At 71.6% G+C, this 22,428-nt stretch carries 21 protein-coding genes and 1 tRNA gene; 10 read left to right on the top strand and 12 right to left on the bottom strand.

The window, feature by feature from the left end:
* Positions 1-63: 63 nt before the first annotated feature.
* The 3 genes from cysS to SH922_RS21810 all read left to right on the top strand — a co-directional run bounded on the left by cysS (position 64) and on the right by SH922_RS21810 (position 4,403).
* Positions 64-1,470, top strand: a complete 1,407-nt coding sequence (gene cysS / locus SH922_RS21800) for a cysteine--tRNA ligase (RefSeq protein ID WP_393059570.1) — start codon at positions 64-66, stop codon at positions 1,468-1,470.
* Between the two features lie 83 nt (positions 1,471-1,553).
* Entirely contained in the window at positions 1,554-2,510 is a 957-nt protein-coding gene (gene rlmB / locus SH922_RS21805) for a 23S rRNA (guanosine(2251)-2'-O)-methyltransferase RlmB (RefSeq protein WP_393059571.1), read from the top strand.
* 219 nt (positions 2,511-2,729) lie between these two features.
* A complete protein-coding gene (locus SH922_RS21810) occupies positions 2,730-4,403 on the top strand; it encodes a DoxX family membrane protein (protein ID WP_393059572.1) in 1,674 nt (557 codons plus the stop codon).
* Positions 4,404-4,530: 127 nt separating this feature from the next.
* Here SH922_RS21810 and SH922_RS21815 read toward each other — a convergent pair whose 3' ends face one another.
* From SH922_RS21815 to SH922_RS21825, 3 genes are all read right to left on the bottom strand, one after another.
* Positions 4,531-5,241 (bottom strand): NDP-sugar synthase, encoded by a 711-nt coding sequence (locus SH922_RS21815; protein ID WP_393059573.1) that lies wholly within the window; start codon positions 5,239-5,241, stop codon positions 4,531-4,533.
* Positions 5,242-5,276: 35 nt separating this feature from the next.
* Positions 5,277-5,690, bottom strand: a complete 414-nt coding sequence (locus SH922_RS21820; protein ID WP_393059574.1) for a hypothetical protein — start codon at positions 5,688-5,690, stop codon at positions 5,277-5,279.
* Between the two features lie 233 nt (positions 5,691-5,923).
* Positions 5,924-7,060: an ABC transporter ATP-binding protein gene (locus SH922_RS21825; protein ID WP_393059575.1), complete on the bottom strand. Its 1,137-nt coding sequence runs from the start codon at positions 7,058-7,060 to the stop codon at positions 5,924-5,926.
* Positions 7,061-7,354: 294 nt separating this feature from the next.
* Between SH922_RS21825 and SH922_RS21830 the strand changes: the two genes are divergently transcribed.
* Positions 7,355-7,428, top strand: a tRNA-Thr gene (locus tag SH922_RS21830).
* A 100-nt stretch (positions 7,429-7,528) separates the two neighbouring features.
* Here SH922_RS21830 and SH922_RS21835 read toward each other — a convergent pair.
* The 3 genes from SH922_RS21835 to SH922_RS21845 form a co-directional block, all read right to left on the bottom strand.
* Positions 7,529-8,122: an isochorismatase family protein gene (locus SH922_RS21835; protein ID WP_393059576.1), complete on the bottom strand. Its 594-nt coding sequence runs from the start codon at positions 8,120-8,122 to the stop codon at positions 7,529-7,531.
* Between the two features lie 256 nt (positions 8,123-8,378).
* On the bottom strand, positions 8,379-9,770 hold the full coding sequence (locus SH922_RS21840; protein WP_393059577.1) for an NAD(P)/FAD-dependent oxidoreductase: 1,392 nt from the start codon (positions 9,768-9,770) through the stop codon (positions 8,379-8,381).
* Between the two features lie 47 nt (positions 9,771-9,817).
* Entirely contained in the window at positions 9,818-10,492 is a 675-nt protein-coding gene (locus SH922_RS21845; RefSeq protein WP_393063649.1) for a rhomboid-like protein, read from the bottom strand.
* 33 nt (positions 10,493-10,525) lie between these two features.
* Between SH922_RS21845 and SH922_RS21850 the strand changes: the two genes are divergently transcribed.
* Positions 10,526-11,428, top strand: a complete 903-nt coding sequence (locus SH922_RS21850; RefSeq protein ID WP_393059578.1) for an aminoglycoside phosphotransferase family protein — start codon at positions 10,526-10,528, stop codon at positions 11,426-11,428.
* Positions 11,429-11,491: 63 nt separating this feature from the next.
* Positions 11,492-11,965: a GNAT family N-acetyltransferase gene (locus SH922_RS21855; protein WP_393059579.1), complete on the top strand. Its 474-nt coding sequence runs from the start codon at positions 11,492-11,494 to the stop codon at positions 11,963-11,965.
* 10 nt (positions 11,966-11,975) lie between these two features.
* On the opposite strand, the gene SH922_RS21860 is transcribed toward SH922_RS21855, so the two are convergent.
* Together SH922_RS21860 and SH922_RS21865 are read right to left on the bottom strand one after the other, a co-directional pair.
* Positions 11,976-12,977 carry a zinc-binding dehydrogenase gene (locus SH922_RS21860; protein ID WP_393059580.1) on the bottom strand — a complete coding sequence of 334 codons (1,002 nt, stop codon included), beginning with the start codon at positions 12,975-12,977 and terminating at the stop codon, positions 11,976-11,978.
* A gap of 48 nt (positions 12,978-13,025) precedes the next feature.
* Positions 13,026-14,225 (bottom strand): NAD(P)-binding protein, encoded by a 1,200-nt coding sequence (locus SH922_RS21865; protein WP_393059581.1) that lies wholly within the window; start codon positions 14,223-14,225, stop codon positions 13,026-13,028.
* A gap of 114 nt (positions 14,226-14,339) precedes the next feature.
* On the opposite strand from SH922_RS21865, the gene SH922_RS21870 reads away from it, so the two are divergent.
* Entirely contained in the window at positions 14,340-15,041 is a 702-nt protein-coding gene (locus SH922_RS21870; protein ID WP_393059582.1) for a pentapeptide repeat-containing protein, read from the top strand.
* 51 nt (positions 15,042-15,092) lie between these two features.
* Here the strand turns inward: SH922_RS21870 and SH922_RS21875 are convergent, their stop codons facing one another.
* From SH922_RS21875 to SH922_RS21885, 3 genes are all read right to left on the bottom strand, one after another.
* Entirely contained in the window at positions 15,093-15,590 is a 498-nt protein-coding gene (locus SH922_RS21875; RefSeq protein WP_393059583.1) for a hypothetical protein, read from the bottom strand.
* Positions 15,591-15,661: 71 nt separating this feature from the next.
* Positions 15,662-16,300, bottom strand: a complete 639-nt coding sequence (locus SH922_RS21880; RefSeq protein WP_393059584.1) for a response regulator — start codon at positions 16,298-16,300, stop codon at positions 15,662-15,664.
* Positions 16,297-17,565, bottom strand: coding sequence for a sensor histidine kinase (locus tag SH922_RS21885; protein WP_393059585.1), 1,269 nt, complete (start codon positions 17,563-17,565; stop codon positions 16,297-16,299). The genes SH922_RS21880 and SH922_RS21885 overlap by 4 nt, the downstream gene beginning before the upstream one ends.
* Before the next feature lie 236 nt (positions 17,566-17,801).
* Between SH922_RS21885 and SH922_RS21890 the strand changes: the two genes are divergently transcribed.
* The 3 genes from SH922_RS21890 (at position 17,802) to SH922_RS21900 (ending at position 20,543) form a co-directional block, all read left to right on the top strand.
* Positions 17,802-18,359 (top strand): heme-binding protein, encoded by a 558-nt coding sequence (locus SH922_RS21890; protein WP_393059586.1) that lies wholly within the window; start codon positions 17,802-17,804, stop codon positions 18,357-18,359.
* Between the two features lie 33 nt (positions 18,360-18,392).
* Entirely contained in the window at positions 18,393-19,007 is a 615-nt protein-coding gene (locus SH922_RS21895; RefSeq protein ID WP_393059587.1) for an ankyrin repeat domain-containing protein, read from the top strand.
* A gap of 105 nt (positions 19,008-19,112) precedes the next feature.
* Positions 19,113-20,543: a M1 family metallopeptidase gene (locus SH922_RS21900; protein ID WP_393059588.1), complete on the top strand. Its 1,431-nt coding sequence runs from the start codon at positions 19,113-19,115 to the stop codon at positions 20,541-20,543.
* Positions 20,544-20,585: 42 nt separating this feature from the next.
* On the opposite strand, the gene SH922_RS21905 is transcribed toward SH922_RS21900, so the two are convergent.
* The gene (locus SH922_RS21905) at positions 20,586-22,169 is read right to left on the bottom strand and encodes a M4 family metallopeptidase (RefSeq protein ID WP_393059589.1); all 1,584 of its coding nucleotides are present in this window, start codon (positions 22,167-22,169) and stop codon (positions 20,586-20,588) included.
* Positions 22,170-22,428: the final 259 nt, after the last annotated feature.

Genomic DNA, 22,428 nt, shown 5'->3' on the forward strand with positions numbered 1-22,428 from the left:
AACTGTCCAAGCAATCCCCCAACGGGTCGCGGGGCACTGGTGCGCGCCCACTACCCTTGAGACGTGACTATTCGCCTGTACGACACCAGCGCCCGGCAGATCCGTGACTTCGTCCCGCTCACAGCGGGCTGCGTCTCGATCTACCTCTGTGGCGCTACTGTCCAGGCCGCCCCGCACATCGGGCACATCAGGTCCGGACTGAACTTCGACATCATGCGCCGCTGGTTCGCCCACCGCGGCTACGACGTGACGTTCGTCCGGAACGTCACCGACATCGACGACAAGATCATCAGGAAGTCGGCCGAACAGGGCCGTCCCTGGTGGGCCATCGGCTACGAGAACGAGCGCGTCTTCAACGACGGCTACGACGCCCTCGGCTGCCTGCCGCCCACCTACGAGCCCCGCGCCACCGGTCACATCACCGAGATGATCGAGATGATGCGCGGCCTCATCGAGCGCGGGCACGCCTACGCGGCCGACGGCAACGTCTACTTCGACGTCCGCTCGTTCCCCGGCTACCTGGAGCTGTCCAACCAGGACCTCGACGACCTGCGCCAGCCCTCCGGCGAAGGCGAGACCGGCAAGCGCGACCAGCGCGACTTCGCCATGTGGAAGGCGTCCAGGCCCGGCGAGCCCAGCTGGGAGACCCCCTGGGGCCGCGGCCGCCCCGGCTGGCACATCGAATGCTCCGCCATGGCGCACAAGTACCTCGGCACCGCCTTCGACATCCACGGCGGCGGCATCGACCTGATCTTCCCGCACCACGAGAACGAGATCGCCCAGGCCAAGGGCTACGGCGACGACTTCGCGAAGTACTGGGTGCACAACGGCTGGGTCACCATGTCCGGCGAGAAGATGTCCAAGTCGCTCGGCAACTCCGTCCTCGTCAGCGAGATGGTCAAGGCCTGGCGTCCCATCGTGCTGCGCTACTACCTCGGCGCCCCGCACTACCGGTCGATGATCGAGTACAGCGAGGAGGCCCTGCGCGAGGCCGAATCCGCGTTCGCGCGCATCGAGGGCTTCGTCCAGCGCGTCACCGAGAAGGCCGGCGAGACCGTCGCCCCCGCCGCCGAGGTGCCGCCCGCCTTCGCCGAGGCGATGGACGACGACCTGGGCGTCCCGCAGGCCCTCGCGATCGTCCACACCACGGTCCGCCAGGGCAACTCCGCCCTCGCCGCCGACGACAAGGAAGCCGCGGTCGCACGCCTCGCCGAGGTCCGTGCCATGCTCGGTGTCCTCGGCCTCGATCCGCTCGACGACCACTGGGCCGGCGGCGAGAGCGACCGCGGCGACGACCTCCACGGCGTCGTCGACACTCTCGTACGCCTCGTCCTCGACCAGCGCCAGTCCGCACGCGACCGCAAGGACTGGGCTTCGGCCGACGCCATTCGCGACCAGCTCAACCAGTCCGGGCTCGTCATCGAGGACAGCCCCACCGGACCAAGGTGGACACTCGGCCCGCGCCAGTAGTCCTCCCATGTGCCGCCCGGCCCGCCGGGCGGCACACTTTCACTTATACGTACGCACGTCTGAAGCAACGAAACAGGTAGGTCATGGCCGGGAACAGCCAGCGCAAGAACCGCCGCACGTCCAACAAGAAGGGCATGCAGGTCGGCAGCGGTGGCCAGCGTCGCCGTGGTCTCGAAGGCAAGGGACCGACGCCGCCCGCCGAAGCGCGCAAGAAGCACAAGAAGAACCGCATCGCGACCGCCAAGGCCAAGCAGGCCGCCAACCGCCGCCCCGCGCCCCGTCGCGGCGGCGTCAAGGGCACCTCCGAAATGGTCGTCGGCCGCAACCCGGTCTTCGAGGCCCTGCGCGACGGCGTGCCCGCCACCACCCTGTACGTCCAGCAGTACATCGACAACGACGAGCGCGTCCGCGAGGCCCTCCAGCTCGCCGGCGAACGCGGCAACATCAACCTGATGGAAGCTCCGCGCCCCGAGCTCGACCGCATGACGAACGGCCTCAACCACCAGGGCCTCGTCCTCCAGGTCCCGCCCTACGAGTACGCGGACCCGCAGGACCTCACCGCCGCCGCCTACGACAACGGCGAGGACCCCCTCATCGTCGCCCTCGACGGCGTCACCGACCCCCGCAACCTCGGCGCCATCGTCCGCTCCGTCTCCGCCTTCGGCGGCCACGGCGTCGTCGTGCCCGAGCGCCGCGCCGCCGGCATGACCGCCGGAGCCTGGAAGTCCTCCGCCGGCACCGCCGCCCGCACGCCCGTCTCCCGCGTCACCAACCTGACCCGTGCGCTGGAGGCGTACAAGAAGGAAGGCATCGCGATCGTCGGCCTCGCCGCCGACGGCGAGCACACCGTCGAGGACCTCGAAGCACTCGGCGGCCCCGTCGTCATCGTCATCGGCAGCGAGGGCAAGGGCCTCGGCCGCCTCGTCGGCGAGACCTGCGACTACCGCGTCCGCATCTCCATGCCGGGCGGCGCCGAGTCCCTCAACGCCGGCGTCGCCGCCGGCATCGTGATGTACGAGGTCGCGCGCCGCCGCGCCTGATCCGCACCGGCCCACGGCCCCGCGCCCGGCCCGAAGGACCACCCGCACGGGCGGCGGCCGACGGAGGACACCTCCGCCGGACGCCGCCCCGGCACGACCCCACCCGGGGGCGCATCCGGGCACACGCACGCCCCGGCGCACCCCGCCACCACCTGTTGACGGGCCTCGGACACTTCGACACCGTCAAGGCAGTGTCCTAAACACACATCACTCGGTTAGATGAGTGTGGACACCAGAACGCCTCGGTTCGACGAACAACCCGCCCTGAGCATGACCAAGGTGGACTGCGACCCTGCGCAGGTCATCGTCAACCACGCCAGCTTCCGGGTGCAGCTCGCCCCCGGCCAGCGCGCACGGCTCCGCGGCGTGGCCCCGGCCGGAGCGCCCAGGATCCCCGCCATGAGCGGCAGCGGAGCCGGACGCGGCCGACGCGCCCCCGTCGTGTGGAGCGGCAAGTCCGCCCCCGGCGACCCCGGCGCCAGCGGACTCCTCCAGGCCGTACGGAACTCCACCGCGGGCCGGCCCGGCACCGCCTACGACCCGTACGAGCCCTATGCGGCCTACGAGTTCGACGGCGGACGCGGCGGCTCCGGCACCCAGGTCGTCCCGCGCCTCGAAGAGACCCAGCCCAACCCCGTCATCACCGCACCGCACCAGCCCCGCCGCCCCGGCGGCCCGCTGCTGCCACCCATGCGCCAGGCCGTCGGCGCCTACGACCCCGTCGAGCCAGGCCCGTACGACACGGACGGACACGACCGGGACGGATACGGCCGGGACGGATACGGCCGGGACACCTACGACGCCGACGACGTCACCGACTCCCGCGACCGGCGCCAGGGCGCCGACAGCGTCCGGCACGCGTACTACCCCGGCCGCCGCATGAACCTCGGCGTCGTCCTGCTCCCCATGCGCGTCTTCCTCGGCTTCATCTCCATCTACGCCGGCATGGGCAAACTCTGCGACCCCGTCTACTTCGACGGCGGCGACCGCGGCTCCATGGTCAAGTGGCTGAACTCGCTCCACCCCTGGGCACTCGCGGAACCCCTCCGCGACTTCGCGCTCTCCCACCCCGTCGGCGCCGGACTCACCATCGCCTTCCTCCAGGTCGTCGTCGGCGTCCTCACCGTCCTCGGCCTCTGGCAGCGCGTCGCCGCCTCCTTCGGCGCCCTCCTGTCCGCCGCCCTCCTGGTCACCGTCAGCTGGCGCACCGTCGCCGCCTACGACGCACCCGACATCATCTACCTCGCCGCCTGGAGCCCCCTGGTCATCGCGGGTGCCCCCGTCTACTCCGTCGACGGACGCCTCGCCGGCGAAGCCTGGCGCAAGCTCGGACCCCGCTCCGAGATCTGGGACCTCCGCCGCCGGGTCCTGCGCCGAGGCGCCGTCGTCGCCACCGTCGTCGTCGGCCTCACCCTCCTCATCGGATCCGTGCTCGGCGGCGCCGTCCGCTCCACCGAGGTCGTCACCGTCCCCGGCCCCAACGGCGTCCCGACCAACCAGCTCCCCGGCTCCCCGCTCCCCGACAAGTCCCGCAGCGGCAAGGCCTCCCACACCCCCACCGGACAGAGCCCCACCCCCTCCCGCAGCACCGCTCCCCGCACCCCGTCCGCCCAGCCCTCCACCCCCACCGCCGACAGCGTCCGCGAGTCCGGCCAGGCGGCCGGAGCCGGACAGCCCAGCCAGACCCAGGGCACCGGCCGCAGCACCCCGCAGCAGACCGCCCCGCAACAGCCCCCGGCCGGCAGCAGCTCCGGCCCCAGCTCCTCCGGCCCCACCGGCGGCTCCGCCACCGGCGGCTCCACCACCGGCGGCACGGACCCCGGCACCGGCTCCACGGGCGGCACCACCGGCGGTGGCGGCGGCCGCAACCCCATCGGCGGCCTCCTCGGCTGACACCCACCACGCCAAGCCCTGGCACGCCGAAGGGGCGGGCACCGGAAACGAATCCGGTGCCCGCCCCTTCGGCGTGGCGCGGTGACTTCGGCCTGGCGCGGTGACGCGTACGAACGGGGGAGGGGACCTACTGCCCGTCCAGCTCCTTCGCCGCCTCCGTCAGGTCCTTCGCCGTGTCGATGGCCCGCCAGTACGCCCCGTGAGGCAACGGATAACCGGCCAGCCTGCGCTCGCGCGCCAGCCTCGGGAACGTCGTCCGCTCATGGTCGCCCCGGTCCGGCAGCATCCCCGTGAACGCCGGAGAGAACACGTACACCCCCGCGTTGATCAGATACGGGGACGGGGGAGACTCGATGAAGTCCGTGATGTGCCCGAACGCATCGGTCTCCACCGCACCCCACGGAATGCGCGGACGAGCCAGCGCCAGCGTCGCGGTCGCATCACGCTCCGCATGGAACGCGGCCATCTCACGCAACGAGAAACGGGTCCAGATATCGCCGTTGGTCGCGTACCAGGGCTGCTCCGGACCGGGCAGCCGGGCCGCCGCGTACTTCAGCCCGCCACCGCGGCCCAGCGGCTCGGACTCCACCACCGTCGTGACCCGCAACGGCAGCACCGCAGCGTCCAGCCACTCCTGCAGCACCTCGGCGAGATGCCCGCACGACACCACGGCATCGGTCACGCCCTCGGCGGCCAGCCAGGCAAGCTGATGGCCGATGATCGGCGTCCCGGTGCCCGGGATCTCGACCATCGGCTTGGGGCGGTCATCGGTGTACGGGCGCAGCCGCGACCCCTGGCCACCCGCCAGGATCACGGCCTGCGTCGGAAACGTATGCATGTCAGGCACGATATGCCGTGCCCGGACGGGAGCGGTCAGCTGAACTGCGCGACACCCGAGGCGAAGGACGTGTCGCAGACGGGCCGCGAGAAACGGTGCGCACGGGTCGGGCCGTAGTGCTCGACTGCGGCCTTGCCCAGCGCCTTCGCGATCGACATGCAGTGCCGCGCGAGCGACGGACGCCCCTCGACGGCCCGCTGGAGATCCGTCAACGCGACACCGGGGTCCTTCTCCTGGAGTTCCAGCAGGAGCTTGTCGCGCAGGATGTCCTGCGGGGCACGCGCCTTGGTGCGCTTGGAGACGGTCTGGGCCGACGCGGTGAGCATCGTCGAGTCGGAGTTGTGAGCTGCCCACGGCACGGCGGTGACCGCGAGGGTCCCGGACAGGACCATGACGACAGGCAGTACGAAAGCGAGAGTTCGGCCGATACGGCGCGCGGTGTGGGTCACGCAGCGAGCGTAGCGGCCAGTGATGATTCGGCGACATTACGTCACTCGGGCGAGGGATGGTTCGAGTGTGCTTTTCGAATCCCGTGTTGACGGCGCGGAGCGAAATGACCGTTGTGCCGGGGAATTTTCCACCGCCCGACCAAACCTCGGAACGCGTTCCCGGGTCGCGTTCCCGGAACGCGCGACGGCCCCGCACGGAGAACGTGCGGGGCCGTCGTACAGCGTGTGCGGGATCAGCCGGTGAGGCGCTCACCGGTCGACGTCGCGAAGACGTGCAGCTCGTCCGGGCGCGGCACGACGTGGAGCTTGGTGCCCTTCTCCGGGACGGCACGGCCGCCGACGCGGACGACCAGGTCCTTGTGCTCGCCACCGACCTCGGCAGCGCCGTAGACGAAGCCGTCGGCGCCGAGCTCCTCGACGACGTTGACCGAGACGGCCAGGCCGGCCGGGGCGTCGGCGGAGTCCTTGGTGAGGGACTTCGCGGCGGCGCCGCCGTGCTCGACGATGTCGAAGTGCTCGGGACGGATGCCGACCGTGACGGTGCGGTCACCGCGGTCCGCGGCGGCGGTGAGCGCCTCGCGGGAGACCGGGACGACGCTGTTGCCGAACTTCACGCCACCGTCGGTGATCGGGACCTCGACCAGGTTCATGGCCGGGGAGCCGATGAAGCCGGCCACGAAGAGGTTCGCCGGGCGGTCGTACATGTTGCGCGGCGAGTCGACCTGCTGGAGGAGACCGTCCTTGAGGACCGCGACACGGTCACCCATGGTCAGGGCCTCGACCTGGTCGTGCGTGACGTACACGGTCGTGATGCCCAGACGGCGCTGGAGCGAGGCGATCTGCGTACGGGTGGAGACGCGGAGCTTGGCGTCGAGGTTCGACAGCGGCTCGTCCATGAGGAAGACCTGCGGCTCACGCACGATCGCGCGGCCCATCGCCACACGCTGACGCTGACCACCGGAGAGCGCCTTGGGCTTGCGGTCCAGGTAGTCGGTGAGGTCCAGCATCTTGGCGGCCTCTTCGACCTTCGCGCGGATCTCGGTCTTGTTGATACCGGCGATCTTCAGCGCGAAGCCCATGTTGTCCGCGACGGACATGTGCGGGTAGAGCGCGTAGTTCTGGAACACCATCGCGATGTCCCGGTCCTTCGGCGGCAGGTGCGTGACGTCGCGGTCACCGATGCGGATGGCGCCGCCGTTGACGTCCTCGAGACCCGCGAGCATGCGCAGGGAGGTCGACTTGCCACAACCGGAGGGGCCGACGAGGACGAGGAACTCACCGTCCGCGATGTCGATCTCGAGCTGGTCGACGGCCGGCTTCGTGGAGCCGGGGTAGACGCGGGACGCCTTGTCGAACGTGACACTGGCCATGCTGAATCTTCTCCTCAACCGGCAGGAACGTGCCGGACGATCCGTTGTAAAGGGAGTGGTCTGGTCCACCTGGGTGAACCATCAGCGACGCTACCTGGCGATTTCGGATCTGTCAGTAGTTCTCTGGGGAGGAATATCTCCTGGTGGGGCCTGGCTGGGCCGGGTGCGGCCGGGAAGCGGTCCCAGGCGCAGGGCCGGTGCGGGCAGGGCGAAAAAGCTCGTGGATGGGTGAGTGGAGCGCTGTGTAGAGTGAGGACTCGCGCGCGTGGGTCGGGTTCGGCCGGCGTGCGCGCTGCCTCCTTAGCTCAGCTGGCCAGAGCAACGCACTTGTAATGCGTAGGTCATCGGTTCGAATCCGATAGGGGGCTCAACTCCCAGGTCGGCGCACTGCCGGCCTGGGGTTTTTGGTTGACGACGTGATCGCCTGTACGGGGCGCAGCAGGCTGCGCCCCGTCGGCGGGAGCGCCGCTAGCGCAGTACGGGCGTCTCGCCGGAGACGGCGACGCCTGCCTCGTGGAAGTCGAGCAGGGTCGACGCCGTGGTGTCAGGGGCGACGCCGACCGAGTAGTCCAGGAGCACCCGGGCGCGGAACCCGGCCTTGACGGCGTCCAGAGCGGTCGCGCGCACGCAGTGGTCGGTGGCGATGCCCACCACGTCGACGTCTTCCACCCCACGGGCGCGCAGCCAGTCCGCCAGGGGTGTGCCCTGTTCGTCGGCGCCTTCGAAGCCGCTCTTGGAGGCGCTGTGGGCGCCCTTGAAGAAGACGGCGTCCACCTTGCCGCCGGTGGCGGTGGGGGCGAAGTGCGGGTGGAATTCGCCGCCCTCGTTTCCTGCCACGCAGTGGACGGGGAAGCTGTTCTTGTAGTCGGGGTTCTCGGAGAAGTGGCTTCCGGGGTCGACGTGGTGGTCCCGGGTCGCGACGACGTGCTGGTAGTCGCCACCCGCGGTTCGCTCCACCAGCTCCGCGATGGCGGTGGCGATCTGTGCGCCGCCCGCGACGGGGACGCTGCCTCCCTCACAGAAGTCGTTCTGCACGTCCACGACGATCAAGCCTCGGCTCATCTCGAACACCCTTCAGCGGTACGGAACAGACAGGAACAGCGTCCGTTCCGGGGTGCCGAGCCGTCGGGCGCCGGCACTCCGGGACGGGGATCAAGTGCCGGGCGGGGTGCGGGAGGCGATGCCGTCCTCGCCGGCCCGTCGGCGTCCTGATCACCCCCGCGTTGTACCGGCCGCCTCGTCGCCGACGGGTACCCGACGGCGCTCACTCACCCGCACGGACCTCGACATTCATTCGCGCGGCGCCGGTGTCGGGCGGTCAGTGCCTCCCCGACAGCCGGTCCGCCATCTTCGCGATCGGGTCCGTGCCGGGGCGCGGAGAGGTGAGTTCGCGGCGGTCGGCGGCGCGGTAGGCGGCGTACATGCCGTGGACGCCGAGCCAGCGGAGGGGTTCCGGCTCCCAGCGGCGGACGCGGTGGTTGACCCAGGGGAGGGCGGTGAGTTCGGTGGGGCCGGACTGGCCGGAGTCCTGCTGGATGAGGTCGCGCAGGGTGCGGGCTGCGAGGTTGGTGGTGGCGACGCCTGAGCCGACGTAGCCGCCGGCCCAGCCGAGGCCGGTGGAGCGGTCGAGGGTCACGGTGGCGCACCAGTCGCGGGGGACGCCGAGGACGCCGGACCAGGCGTGGGCGATGCGGGTGCCGGCGGTGGTGGGGAAGAGGCGGATCAGGAGTTCGCGCAGGGCCTCGATGGTGGCGGGCTGGGTGCGTCCGTCATTGTCGGTGGCGGAGCCGTAGCGGTACGGGACGCCGCGGCCGCCGAGTGCGATGCGGTCGTCGGCGGTGCGCTGGGCGTACATGTAGGCGTGGGCCATGTCGCCGAGGGTTTCTCGGCCGTTCCAGCCGATGGTGTCCCAGACGGAGGCGGGCAGGGGCTCGGTGACGATCATCGAGGAGTTCATCGGGAGCCAGGTGCGCTTCTGGCCCTTGAGGCCGGCGGTGAAGCCCTCGGTGCAGCGCAGGACGTAGGGGGCGCGGACGGTGCCGTAGGGGGTGACGGCGTGCTTGGGCCTGATCTCGGTGACGGGGGTCGACTCGTGGATCGTGACACCGAGCGCCTCCACGGCGTCGGCGAGGCCGGTGACCAGTTTCGCGGGGTGCAGGCGGGCGCCGTGCGGGGTCCAGGTGGAGCCGACGGCGCCGTTGACGCGGATGCGTTCGGCGGTCTCGCGGGCGCCGTGCAGGGTGCGGTCGGTCTCGCCGAAGGCGATCTCGACGGTGTGGAAGTCCTTGAGGCGGGCGAGCTGGGCCGGGGTGTAGGCCACTTCGAGGACGCCGCCCCGGTGGATGTCGGCGTCGATCTTCTCCTCGGCGGCGACGCGGATGACCTCGTCGACGGTGTCGTTCATCGCCTGCTGGAGGCGGACGGCGGCGTCGTGGCCGTGGAGTCTCGCGTAGCGGTCGCGGCCGGCGATGCCGTTGTAGAGCCAGCCGCCGTTGCGTCCGGAGGCGCCGTATCCGCAGAACTTCGCTTCGAGGACGGTGATGTTGAGGAAGGGGACGGCCTTCTTGAGGTAGTACGCCGTCCAGAGCCCGGTGTATCCGCCGCCGACGATGCAGACGTCGGCGGTGCTGTCGCCGGGCAGGGGTTCGCGGGGGATCGGGGTGCCCTGGTTCGCGTACCAGAAGGATATGCCGCCGTTGACGGTGTTCATGTTGCCCCTGCTTGTCCGGGTGGCTGCGTGGCTGTTGTGGCGGGACGTTACTGGGAGGGGGTGGGTTTCGTCTCGTCGTGGGTGCGTGTCAGCGGGTAGCAGGCGAGGCCGATGAGTGCGGCGGTGAAGTGGCCGACGTCGGTGAAGGTGGCGCCGGTGACGAGGGGGACGCCGTAGATGACGAGGACGGCGAAGAGGTAGACGTACCGCCAGGGGCGGGCGACGTAGTAGGTGAGGACGGCGACGACGCCGGCGAGGGCGTAACTGACGCCCACGTCCAGGGTGTTGGCGGCGGTTTCGGGTGCGTGGCCGTGCTGGATGGCCCAGGCCAGGACGCCTTCGCTGACGAGGGTGGCGAGGACGTGGGCGGTGGCGGCGACGGTGAGCCAGCGCAGGGTGCCGAGGCGGCGTTCGGCGGGGGCGTGGAAGACGGTGTAGAGGACGGCGTAGGGGAGCCATTTTCCGCTGTCGATCCAGAAGGCGCTGCTGATGAGGACGCGGACGGGGTTCTGGGAGAGTTCGTGGATGTTGGTGGAGCGCTGGCGGAGGAAGTCCTCTTCGAATGCGGGTGACATCTGGTGGACGATGACCGTGGTGACGAAGAGGACGGTCAGCCAGATGTAGGTGCCGGGGGCGCTGCGGACCCATGAGCCGGCGCTGCGGATCCACGTGGCGGGCGCGGGGCGGGGCCGCGTGGGCGGGGCGGGGTGGCTCGGGGTCATAGCCGATTGACGCACGCTCCTAGGATCGACGGCGTGATTGACATTCCGGATGCGCTGATCGCCACACAGTCCAGGTACAACGGTGAGGCGGGGCGGGCGTTTGTCGCGGCGCTGCCGGGGATGGCGGCGGACTTTCTGGAGCGGTGGGGGCTGCGGCGTGACGGCGACGCCCTGTACGGGGTGTGTGCGCTGGTTCTTCCGGTGGTGCGGGAGGCGGATGGGTGCCGGGCGGTGCTGAAGTTGCAGCCGGTGGACGAGGAGACGGTGGGGGAGCCGGTCGCGCTGCGGCTGTGGGGTGGGGCGTCGGCGGGTGCGGTGGAGCTGCTGGAGCACGACGCGGCGACGGGAGCGATGCTGCTGGAGCGGCTGGACGGGCATCGTGCGTTGTCCGGGGTGGCGGATGTGTGGGAGGCGGTGCGGGTCGTCGCGGAGCTGTTGGCGGGGCTGACGGCGGTGCGGGTTCCGCAGGGGTGCGGTCTGCGGGGGCTGGGGGACGTGGCGGCGAGGATGGTGGGGGCGGCGCCCGGGGCGGCGGGGTCGTTGGCGGACGAGGGCGAGCGGCGGCTGGTGCTGGACTGTGCGGCGGCGGTGCGGGAGGTGGCGGGGGAGCCGGGGGACCGGTTGCTGCACTGGGATCTGCACTTCGGGAATGTGCTGGCCGGGCGGGGTGGGCAGTGGGTGGCGATCGATCCGAAGCCGTTGGCCGGTGATCCGGGGTTCGAGTTGTTGCCTGCGCTGGTGGACCGGTTCGATGCGGCCGGGGTGGGGCGGCGGTTCGATCTGCTGACGGACGTGCTGGGGCTGGACCGGGGGCGGGCGCGGGCGTGGACGCTGGGGCGGGTGCTGCAGAACGCGTGCTGGGGTGTCGCGAGTGGTGAGCGGCGGCTGGCGCCGGAGCAGGCCGAGGTTGCGCGGCGGTTGCTGGGACGGGGGTAGAGGGGCGCGGCGGTTGCTGGGGCGGGGGCAGGGGGGCGGGGCGGTGCTGTTTACGCTGCCCTCATGATTCGTACCGCTACCGCTGCCGACGTGCCCGCCATCCACGCGATGGTCCGTGAACTGGCCGATTACGAGAAGGCGCTGGACGAGGCGAGGGCCACTGAGGAGCAGCTGCACGAGGCGCTGTTCGGTGATCGTCCTGCCGCTTACGCACACATCGCCGAGTCGGACGAGGACGGTGGGATCGTCGGTTTCGCGCTGTGGTTCCTGAACTTCTCGACGTGGCGCGGGGTGCACGGGATCTACCTGGAGGATCTGTACGTGCGTCCTGAACGGCGCGGTGGCGGGCACGGGAAGGCGCTGCTCACGGAGCTGGCGCGGATCTGTGTGGAGCGTGGTTACGAGCGTCTGGAGTGGTCGGTGCTGGACTGGAACGCCCCGTCCATCGCCTTCTACGAGTCGCTGGGTGCGCGGCCGCAGGACGAGTGGACGGTGTACCGGCTGACGGACGGGGCGTTGGCGGAGCTGGGCCACTGACGTCCGGGGGTCAGGGGATGAGGACGACCTTGCCGGTCGTGCCTCGGGTTTCCATGGCGCGGTGGGCGGTGGCCGCTTCGGCGAGTGGGTAGCGCTGGACGGCGGGGCGCAGCCGTCCGGCCGCTGCTTCGGCGAGTGCGCGGGTTTCGAGGGTGCGCAGGCCGCCGCCCCGTTGGATCATGGCCGGGCCGAGGACGCTCTCGGACGTGATGGCGCGTGCGGCGAGTTCGTCGGCGGTGAAGGTGAGGGGGCCGCCGTCCTGGAGTCCGCTGCCGGACCAGCCGTAGACGACGTGGTGGCCGCCCTTGCCGAGGAGGTCGACGGCGGCGCGGGCGGTGGTGGAGCCGACGGAGTCGTACACGACGGTGGCGCGCCGGCCGAGGGTGTCGAGGTGCAGGCGGACGTGGCGCGGCCAGTCGGGGAGGGTGTAGTCGACGGCGAGATCGGCTCCGTTGGCGTGGACGAGGGCGACCTTGGCGGGGCCGCCGGCGAGGCCGATGACGGTGGCCCCGGCGTTCTTGGCGTACTGCACGAGCAGGGTGCCGATGCCTCCGGCGGCCGCGGTGACGAGGACGACGGAGTCCGGGCCGAGCGGGGTGAAGCCGAGGATGCCGAGGGTGGTGCGGCCGGTGCCGATCATGGCGACGGCTTCGGCGTCGTCGAGGCCTTCGGGTACGGGGTGGAGCTTGTCGGCTTCGGTGACGGTGAGTTCGGCGTAGCCGCCGGGGGCGTTGCCGATGTGGGCGACGACGTGCCGGCCGAGCCAGGCGGGGTCGGTGCCTTCGCCGAGTGACTCGACGGTGCCGGCGACTTCGCGGCCGGGGACGGTCGGCAGGGTGACGGGGGCGGGGTACGGCCCGGTCATGCCTTCGCGCAGGGCGGTGTCGAGGAGGTGGACGCCGGCGGCGCGTACGGCGATGCGGACCTGGCCGGGGCCGGGGACGGGGTCGTCGGTGCGTTCGTAGGTGAGGTTCTCTGCGGGGCCGAAGGTGTGGAGGCGGACGGCGTGCATGGCGGGCTCCCCGGGCTTGGGTCTCGGTGACCCTGCCACCCTCCTTCCTCAAGCGCCCTTGAGGTCAAGGGGAGTGGTGGACGGGGTGGGGTGGGTGGTGGTGCCGAGGGCGAGCAGGGCCGCTTCGATGCCGCTGTTGAAGGACACCTCGCTGAGGAGGCCGGGGGCGGCGACCTGGTCTCCGGCGAGGTAGATGCCGTTGCCGCGGTCGATGGCGGGGCGGTCGCGCCAGGTGGTGCCGGGGTGGTCGACGGCGCCGGTGCGGCCGGAGGCGAGGGCGTCGCGGCGCCATACGGTGCGCTCGCGCCAGCCGGGGAAGCCCAGGTCGAGGAGGTCCTCGGCGCGGGTGGTGCCGGTGGCCCGGGTCTCGTCGGGGGCGACGGGGAACTGGCCTTGGAGGAGTTGTTCGCCGGTGGGGGCGAGGGTGCGGTCCTGGGCCGTGAAGCGTTCGATCCAGCCGGGGGCGTCGAGGTCGGAGACGGCGAACGCGTCGCCGCGGCGGGTGCGCAGGGCGAGGTCGACGAGGGCCGTGCGGCCGGAGGCCCAGGTCAGTGCGGGGTCGCCGAGGAGGATGCGGGCGGCGTCGAGGGAGGTGGCGACGATGACGGGGCCGGTGCGGGCGAGGGTGTCGAGGGCGGCTGCGTCGATACGGGACGCGGTCTCGATGCGGACGCTGAGGTTCCAGGCGCGGGATGCCATCCGGTCGATGATCCGGTCCCAGCCGCCGACGGGGTAGCGGGCCTCCGGCGGCAGGGCGCCTGCGCGGCGGAGCCGTTCCTGGACGAAGGCGGCGGAGAGGCTGCCGGGGTCGTGGTGGTAGAGCGCGACGGCGGCGTAGTGCGCGGCGGCGCGGGCGCCCTCCTCGCCCACCTGCGCGGTGGCCCAGGTGCGGAAGTCGGTGTCGACCGGTGCGTGGGCGGCGTCGCGGCGGCTGAGGCGCAGGACGGCGAGCGGCGGGGTGCGGCGCAGGGTGCCGTGGTGGCGGAAGCGGAGCCGGGTGGCTTCGAGGGGTGGCAGGGTGGCGGTGGGGCCGAGGAGGTTGCGCCGGTCGAGCCATGTCCAGTGGGGGCCGTGGCGGTAGAGGGCGTGGGGGCCGTCGTTGGTGCGGTAGGGGCCATCGGCGGTCCTGGCCCGGCCGCCGAGGGTGTGGTGGGCCTCGTGGACGGTTACCAGGGCGCCGGATTCGGCTGCGGTGATGGCTGCGGTGAATCCGGCGAGGCCGCCGCCGACGACGTGGATGCGCTGCATGGTCCCGGTCTCCTTCGTCTTCGTTGGAGGTGTGTCTGCTTGTGCGACGGACGGCGGGGCCCGGGTGTGACATCGGCGGCGGGCATTGTCAGTGGTGTGCGTCACGATGGGGGCATGGTGCGCAGCGGCGGTAGTGGTGGCGGTTCGGGCAGGGGCGGCAAGGGCGGTGTCTCCGGGGCGCGGCGGCCGGAGGTGCGGCTGCCGCCGTTGGTGGCGTACGAGGGCGGCGGGCTGGAGCCGGACGGGGACTACGACAGCGTGCGGTTCGACTCCGTCGACCTGGCGGACGAGTCCGGTCCGGGTGCGCGTTTCATGGACTGCGCTCTCGACGGCTGCGCGCTGGACCGTACGGAGTTGGTCAGGGCCCGGTTCATCGACTCGGTGCTGACGGGGGTACGGGGCGTGGGCACCGATCTCGCGGGGGTGTCGTTGCGGGACGTGGAGATCGTGGACGCGCGCCTCGGCGGGGTGCAGATGCACGGTTCGGTGCTGGAGCGGGTCCTGATCAGGGGCGGGAAGATCGACTACCTGAATCTGCGGAAGGCCCGGCTGAAGGACGTGGTGTTCGAGGGGTGCGTGCTGTCGGAGCCGGATTTCGGGGATGCGCAGCTGACCCGGGTGGAGTTCCGGGACTGTGTGCTCAAGCGGGCCGATTTCAGCGCGGCGCGGATGGAGTCGGTGGATCTGCGGACGGTCGCCGAGCTGGACATCGCGCGGGGCGTGGAGCGGCTGGCCGGTGCGGTGATCAGCCCGGTGCAGCTGATGGAGCTGGCTCCGGCGTTCGCGGCGCAGATCGGGGTGCGGGTGGAGGCGTGACGGGGTGTGCCGGGGGCGGGGCGAACGGCCGGGCGCCGGGGGCGGACCCGGTCAGAGGCGGGGGAAGCGGGCCTGGAGGTCCCAGATCGCGGGGTTGTCGGCGAGCCCCTCGTGCATGTCGGCGAGGTCGGCGATCAGGTCGTGCAGGAAGTCGCGGGCCTCGCGGCGCAGCAGGGAGTGGCTGAAGGTGAGCGGCGCCTCCTCGGCGGGCATCCAGTCGGCCTCGACGTCGACCCAGCCGAAGCGGCGCTCGAAGAGCATGCGGTCGGAGGACTCGGTGAAGTCGAGTTCGGCGAACTGGCGGCGGTGCGAGCGGTTGCCGCGCGGGTCCTGGTCGATCTGTTCGACGATGTCGCACAGCGCCCAGGCGAAGTCGAGCACCGGCACCCATCCCCAGGCTGTGGATACTTCGCGGTCCTCCTTGGTGTCCGCGAGGTAGACGTCCCCGGAGAACAGATCGTGGCGCAGGGCGTGGACGTCCGCTCGGCGGTAGTCGGTCTGCGGGGGATCGGGGAAGCGTCGGGAGAGGGAGTAGCCGATGTCGAGCACGGTTCGATGGTGTCATGCCCGGCGTGCCGGTCCCGCACCAGCGGATGCGGGGGCCGGCGGGCGCAGGGTTCTCAGGGCAGGAGCCGTTGCTCCTTGGCGACGGAGACGGCGCCTGCGCGGGTGTCGACGCCGAGTTTGTCGTAGATGCGGCCCAGGTGGGTCTTGACGGTGGCCTCGCTGATGAACAGGGCGCGGGCGATGTCGCGGTTGCCGAGGCCCTGGGAGAGCTGGCCCAGGATGTCGCGTTCGCGGTCGGTGAGGGTGGGCTGCGGGGTGCGCATGCGGGCCATGACACGGCTGGCGACGGGCGGGGACAGGGTGGTGCGGCCCTCGGCGGCGGAGCGGATCGCGGCGAAGAGCTCCTCGGGGCGTTCGGCCTTCAGCAGGTAGCCGGTGGCGCCCGCCTCGATGGCACGGGTGATGTCGGCGTCGGTGTCGTACGTGGTGAGGACGAGGACGTGGGCGCCGGCGGTGCCGGCCACGATGCGGCGGGTCGCCTCGACGCCGTCGATGCCCTCGCCCAGCTGGAGGTCCATCAGGACGACGCCTGGGGTCAGCCTGGCGGCCAGGGCGACGGCTTCCTCACCGCTGCCGGCCTCGCCGACGACCTCGATGTCGGGTTCGCTGCCGAGGAGGGCGAGGAGTCCGGCGCGTACGACCGCGTGGTCGTCGCACAGCAGGATCCGGACGGGCGGGCGCGCGGCGGTCATGCGGGGTCCTGTGGGGTGAGGGGGCCGGGGGGCCCGCCGGGGAGGCCGGGTGCGTCGGTGAGGGGCACGGCGGCGGTCACCACGGTGCCCTCGCCGGGTGCGGACTCGATGGTCAGGGTGCCGCCGAGCTGCTGGAGCCGGGCGCGCATCGCGGGCAGTCCGTGGCCGCGTACGCCGCCCGGCGGTCCGGTGCCGGTGGCGGGGGTGAAGCCGTGGCCGTTGTCGGCGATGTCGAGGACGGTCCGGTCGTCGAGGTGGGTGAGGGTCAGGGCGGCCTCGGTGGCGCCGGCGTGCTCGGTGATGTTGGCCAGGGCGCCCTGGGCGATCCGCAGCAGCGCGGACTGCACGCGGTCGGGCAGGGCGGAGTGCGGTGTGCCCTCGACATGGCAGCGGACGGTGAACCGGCCCTGGGCCTGCGCGGTCTCGCGGGCGGCGAGGGCGTGCAGCGCCGCCTCCAGGCCGCCGCCCTCGGCGAGGTCGGCGGGGGCCAGGTCGTGGACGAAGCGGCGGGCCTCGGCGAGGTTGCGCTCGGCGATGCCGGTGGCGGTACGGACATGGCGGCGGGCCGTCGCCGGGTCGGCGTCCCAGGTGCGGTCGGCGGCCTGGAGCAGCATCTGCTGGCTGGACAGGCCCTGGGCCAGGGTGTCGTGGATCTCCATCGAGAGCCGTTGGCGTTCGGCGAGGGTGCCTTCGCGCCGTTCGGTGGCGGCCAGCTCGCGGCGGGTGCGGAGCAGGTCGTCGATGAGTTCGGCCTGGCGTTCCGCCTGGCGCTGCATGTGGACGAAGACGGCGGTCGCGACGGCGGCGACGGCAGGCGGGGCGAGGATCAGGTTCGGGTCGAAGCCGTCGGCCAGCCGCAGCTGCGCGGCGACGACGAACAGCGTCAGCAGCGCGACGAGCGCGAGCGCGGCACGCGGCGGCAGGATGCGCAGCCCGGTGTAGAAGAGCGGGACCGCGCACCAGGCGAAGCTCGGCGCGAGGACGACCAGCACCATCCACACGGCGACCAGCGCCCCGAGCCAGACGAGGCTCCGCGGTGTCGGCCGGGAGCCGAGGACCGGGCCGAGCACGTACAGAGCGGCCAGGGCGACGGACAGGCCGATGATCCACGGGGTGCGCGTCTCGCCCGGGTGCCGCAGCAGGAACCGGGTCAGCGAGGCGCCCAGCAGCAGGAAGAACGCCGCGTGCATGAGCAGGGCCAGAGCGCGGGTGCCGGGGGCGTCGGCCAGGCCGGCGCCCGGTACCGACGAGGTTCGCTGCTCCACCCTCGTACCCCTGCTCCTCACCGAAGGCCCCGTCCGTGGGGACCGCTGCTGACCTGCGCGGACATTTCATCGTCACCCCGAACGGCCACCCCCGCATCAACCGATCGGCCGATGGGGCCGTCAGCCGTCCCGCGCGCGGTGTCGAGCCGGTACGACGACCGTGCGGCCCCGGGACCGGTCCAAGGATGGAACACAGAACGCAGGAACCACGCACTGCCACCGCTGAGGAGCTCACCATGAAGAAGATGTCGCTGCGCACCCGTGTCCTGACCGGTGCCGTCGCCGCCGCCGCTCTCGGAGCCGGCACCTTCGGTGCCATGTCCGCGAACGCCGCCTCCCCGGCCGCCTCGCCCGCCACCACCGTCAAGGCGGACACCGCGAACCGGAACCTCCAGCAGTCCACGCACCTGACCGTGGACGCCGCCACGAAGGCCGCGCAGGCCGCCCTCGACGCCGCGGCGAAGGAGAACCAGCGCGTCGCCGTCTCCGTCGTCGACCGCAACGGCAACACCATCCTGACGCTGCGCGGCGACGGCTCCGGCCCGCAGGCGTACGAGTCGGCCGAGAAGAAGGCGTACACCGCCGTGTCGTGGAACGCCCCCACCTCCGAGCTGGCCGGGCGGCTCGCCCAGGCGCCGAACCTGAAGGACATCCCTGGCACCCTGTTCCTCGCGGGCGGCGCCCCGGTGCAGGTCAAGGGTGCTCCGGTGGCGGGCATCGGCGTGGCCGGCGCGCCCAGCGGCGACCTCGACGAGAAGTTCGCCCGGGCCGGCGTCGCCGCCCTCGCGAAGTAGCCGAGTAGTCGTAACCACCCACGGGAGACGGACATGAACGCCCTCGATCAGCAGCTGCTCGACGCCGCACGCACCGGCGACACCGATTCCGTGCGGTCCGCGGTCGTGGGCGGCGCCCGGGTGGACGTCCGCGACGAGGAGCTGCGCACCCCGCTGCTCCTGGCCGTCCACGGCGGCCATGCGGAGGCCGCGCGGCTGCTCGTCGGGGCGGGCGCGGACCCGGACGCGCAGGACAGCCGCGAGGAGAGCCCCTGGCTGGCCACGGGCGTCACCGGCAGCGTCGAGATGCTCCATGTCCTGCTGCCCGCCGGGCCGGACCTGAAGCTCCGCAACCGGTTCGGCGGCATCGCGCTGATCCCGGCGAGCGAGCGGGGGCACGTCGCCTATGTACGGGAGCTGCTCCGGGTCACCGACATCGACGTCGACCACGTCAACCGGCTGGGCTGGACGGCCCTGCTGGAAGCGGTGATCCTCGGCGACGGCGGCCGGGCACACCAGGAGATCGTCGAACTGCTGCTGGCAGCCGGGGCGACGCCCGGGCTGCCGGACGGTGACGGAGTCACGGCCCTGGCGCACGCGGAACGCCGCGGGTTCGCCGAGATCGCGGCACTGCTGCGGGCCGCCCCGGAAACCCGGGACACCCGGTGACCGCCCGCCGCACGGTGGCGGCGCTCGCCGCCGCGGTGGCGAGAGGTACGGGGGCGGACGTGTTCGCCCCCCGCGCCCCGACATTCCGCACATAGGATCACCCGTGTGGATCAGCGACCTCCGGCACGTACACCCCGCAGGGCGGCCGGGGCCGCCGCCCTGCTGCTCGCCCTCGCCCTCCTCGCCCCCGCCTGCACCGCCGGGACCGGCGGGGTGGAGGGCAGGCCGGGGGCCTCCGGTGTGCGTGACCCGTACTTCCCGAAGCTCGGCAACGGCGGCTACGACGTCACGCACTACGACCTCACGCTCGACGTCGATCCGGACGAGCAGACGCTGCGCGGGACCGCCGAGATCACCGCGCGGGCCACTCAGGACCTGAGCTCGTTCAACCTCGACCTCGCCGGTCTGACCGTGGACTCGGCGACGGTGGAGGGGCGTCCGGCCGCCGTCAACCGGGCGGGCAACGAGCTGACGCTGCGTACGGACGCGGAGGTCGAGGACCGGCTCCACAAGGGCGAGACGTTCCGGGTCGTCGTCCGCTACTCCGGCTCCCCGCGGACCATCACGGATGCGGACGACTCAGAGGAGGGCTGGCTGCCGACCGACGACGGCGCGGTCGCCCTCGGTGAGCCGACGGGCTCGATGGCCTGGTTCCCGGGCAGTCACCACCCGAGCGACAAGGCTTCGTACGACCTGAAGGTGACCGTCCCCAAGGGGCTGACGGCGGTCTCCAACGGGGTGCCTGCCGGACCGCCGACGACGGCGGGGGACCGCACCACCTACCGCTGGCACACCGCCGAACCGATGGCGAGCTACCTCGCGACCCTGGCCGTCGGCCGCTTCACGACCAGGACGTCCACGATGGCGGGCGGCATCACGGTGTTCACCGCCGTGGACCCGGAGTCGGCGAAGGCGAGTGCGCGGACGCTGGCCCGGGTCCCCGAGGTGGTGAAGTGGGAGGCCGCGCACTTCGGTCCGTATCCGTTCTCCGCCACCGGCGCGATCGTCGACCGCGACGGGGACTCGGGCTACGCGCTGGAGACGCAGAACCGGCCGTTCTTCCCCGGCCCGCCGAGTATCGGGCTGCTCGTCCACGAGATGGCGCACCAGTGGTTCGGCGACTCGGTCACGCCCGCGACCTGGCGTGACATGTGGCTCAACGAGGGCATGGCGACGTACGCGGAGTGGCTGTGGGAGGAGGAGAAGGAGGACACCCCGGCCCAGGACTCCTTCGACGAGGCCTACGAGGACGAGGACAACTGGGCGTTCCCGCCCGCCGATCCGCCGAGCGCCGCGGACATCTCGGAGCAGCCGGTGTACGGGCGCGGGGCCATGGTGATCCACAAGATCCGCGAGGTGGTCGACGACGACGAGGAGTTCTTCGCGCTGCTCGCCGGCTGGGCGAAGGCCCATCGGCACGGCAACGCCTCGACGGCGGACTTCACCGCCTACGTGGAGGAGGCGACCGGGGAGGATCTGTCGGAGCTGTGGAAGGACTGGCTGTACGGCAGGAGCCGGCCCGCCGCGGACGGCTGACCGGCTCCTGGGGCAACGCGGTGGGTGTGAACCCGACCGGCTCTACTTCACGTTGACGCCGGTCCAGGCGGCGCTGACCGAGGCCAGCTCGGCGCTGTCCGCCCCGTACAGGTCGGTCGCCGCCTTCTCGGTCGCGACGCGGGCGGCCGCGTAGTCGGTGGTCGACGTCATGTACTCGGAGAGGGCCTTGTACCAGATCTGGACGGCCTTGTCCCGGCCGATGCCGGTGACGGTGGAGCCGTCGGAGGTCGGGGAGTCGTAGTCGACGCCGTTGATGGTCTTCGCGCCGCTGCCCTCGGCCAGCAGGTAGAAGAAGTGGTTGGCGACACCGGACGAGTAGTGCACGTCCTGGTCGCCGACGCTGCTGTCCCAGTAGTCGGCCGAGCCGCCGTCCTTGCTGGGCTTGTCCATGTAACGCAGCGGGGTGCCGTCACCGTTGATGTCGATCTTCTCGCCGATGAGGTAGTCGCCGACGTCGGTGGCGTTGTCGGCGAAGAACTCCACGGAGGTGCCGAAGATGTCGCTGGTCGCCTCGTTGAGGCCGCCGGACTCTCCGGCGTAGTCGAGGTTGGCGGTGGCGGCGGTCAGGCCGTGGCTCATCTCGTGGCCGGCGACGTCGAGGCCGGTGAGGGCGCTCTTGTTGTCGGCGCCGTCGCCGTAGGTCATGCAGAAGCAGCTGTCGTCCCAGAAGGCGTTGACGTAGGCGTCGCCGTAGTGGACCCGGGAGTAGGCGGCCTTGCCGTCACCGGCGATGCCGTCGCGGCCGAGGGCCGACTTGTAGAAGTCCCAGGTCATCGCGGCGCCGTAGTGGGCGTCGACCGCGGCGGTCTGGCGGTCGTCGCCGGTGCCGTCGCCCCAGGTGTCGTCGTCGTCGGTGACGAGGTCGCCGGTGCCGCTCTCGCCCTGGTTGAGGTCGTACGTCTTGTGGCCGCCGCGGTCGCCGTCGGTCAGCTCGAAGCCCGAACCGGAGGCGGTGGTGGAGAGGTCGACCTTGCCGCTGTACTGGCTGTTGCCGACGCCGGCCGTCTCGATGGCCTCGTAGCTGTGCAGCTGCTTGCCGGTGGTGGCGTCCGTGATGATGTGCAGCCGGCTCGGGGTGCCGTCCTTCTGCACGCCGGTCTTCACGGTCTCGAAGGCGAGGACGGGCTTGGAGCCGCGCGCCCAGATCACCTTGCGGGCGCTCGCCACCGTCTTGATCTTCGGCGTCGTGGACGGCACGGATATCTTCGCCGTGGTCGCCTTGGTGACGCTCTTGAGCTTGCCGTTGCTCGCGGTGTGGGTGACGAGGTCGCCGCCGAGGACGGGCAGTCCGGCGTAGGTGCGCTCGTAGCGGGTGTGGACCGTGCCGTTGGCGTCCTTGATCACGTCACGGGCGATCAGTTTCTCCTGGGCGCCGAGTCCCAGCGAGCCGGCGGCCGAAGAGGCTTCGGTCTGGGCCGACTTGATGGCGCTCGTGCGTGCGGAGGCGCTGTTGAAGGCGGGTGCGGTGGTGCGGGGAGAAGCGGAGGGACCGTCACCGGAGGTGTTCGGGTCGGCGTTCGCCGCACCGGTCTGCACTCCGACGACGACCATCGCGGCCACGGCGGCCAGGGCTGCGGCGCGACGGGTGTTCATGTGGGGGGTCATGCGTTCTCCGTTGCTCGTTCCGTGGGGGGTTACGAGCGGAGAGCGTGCCACCGAATGACCAGCTTTGACGGTGTACCAACAATTACCTCACAATTCTTTGACCAGTTCTTGTCCGACTGGGATGCGTTCGTGTTCGTTATCCGGCGGACTTCCATCAGTTGGACAACGCCGCGTGTCGGTCCCGCTGTTGAGTGCGTTCAGTGGTATGCGGACATGCGGGAGCCCCCGGCCGCAGGACGTTCGGCCGGGGGCTCCCGTG

Source organism: Streptomyces sp. LN549 (assembly GCF_043203805.1).
Lineage (GTDB): Bacteria > Actinomycetota > Actinomycetes > Streptomycetales > Streptomycetaceae > Streptomyces.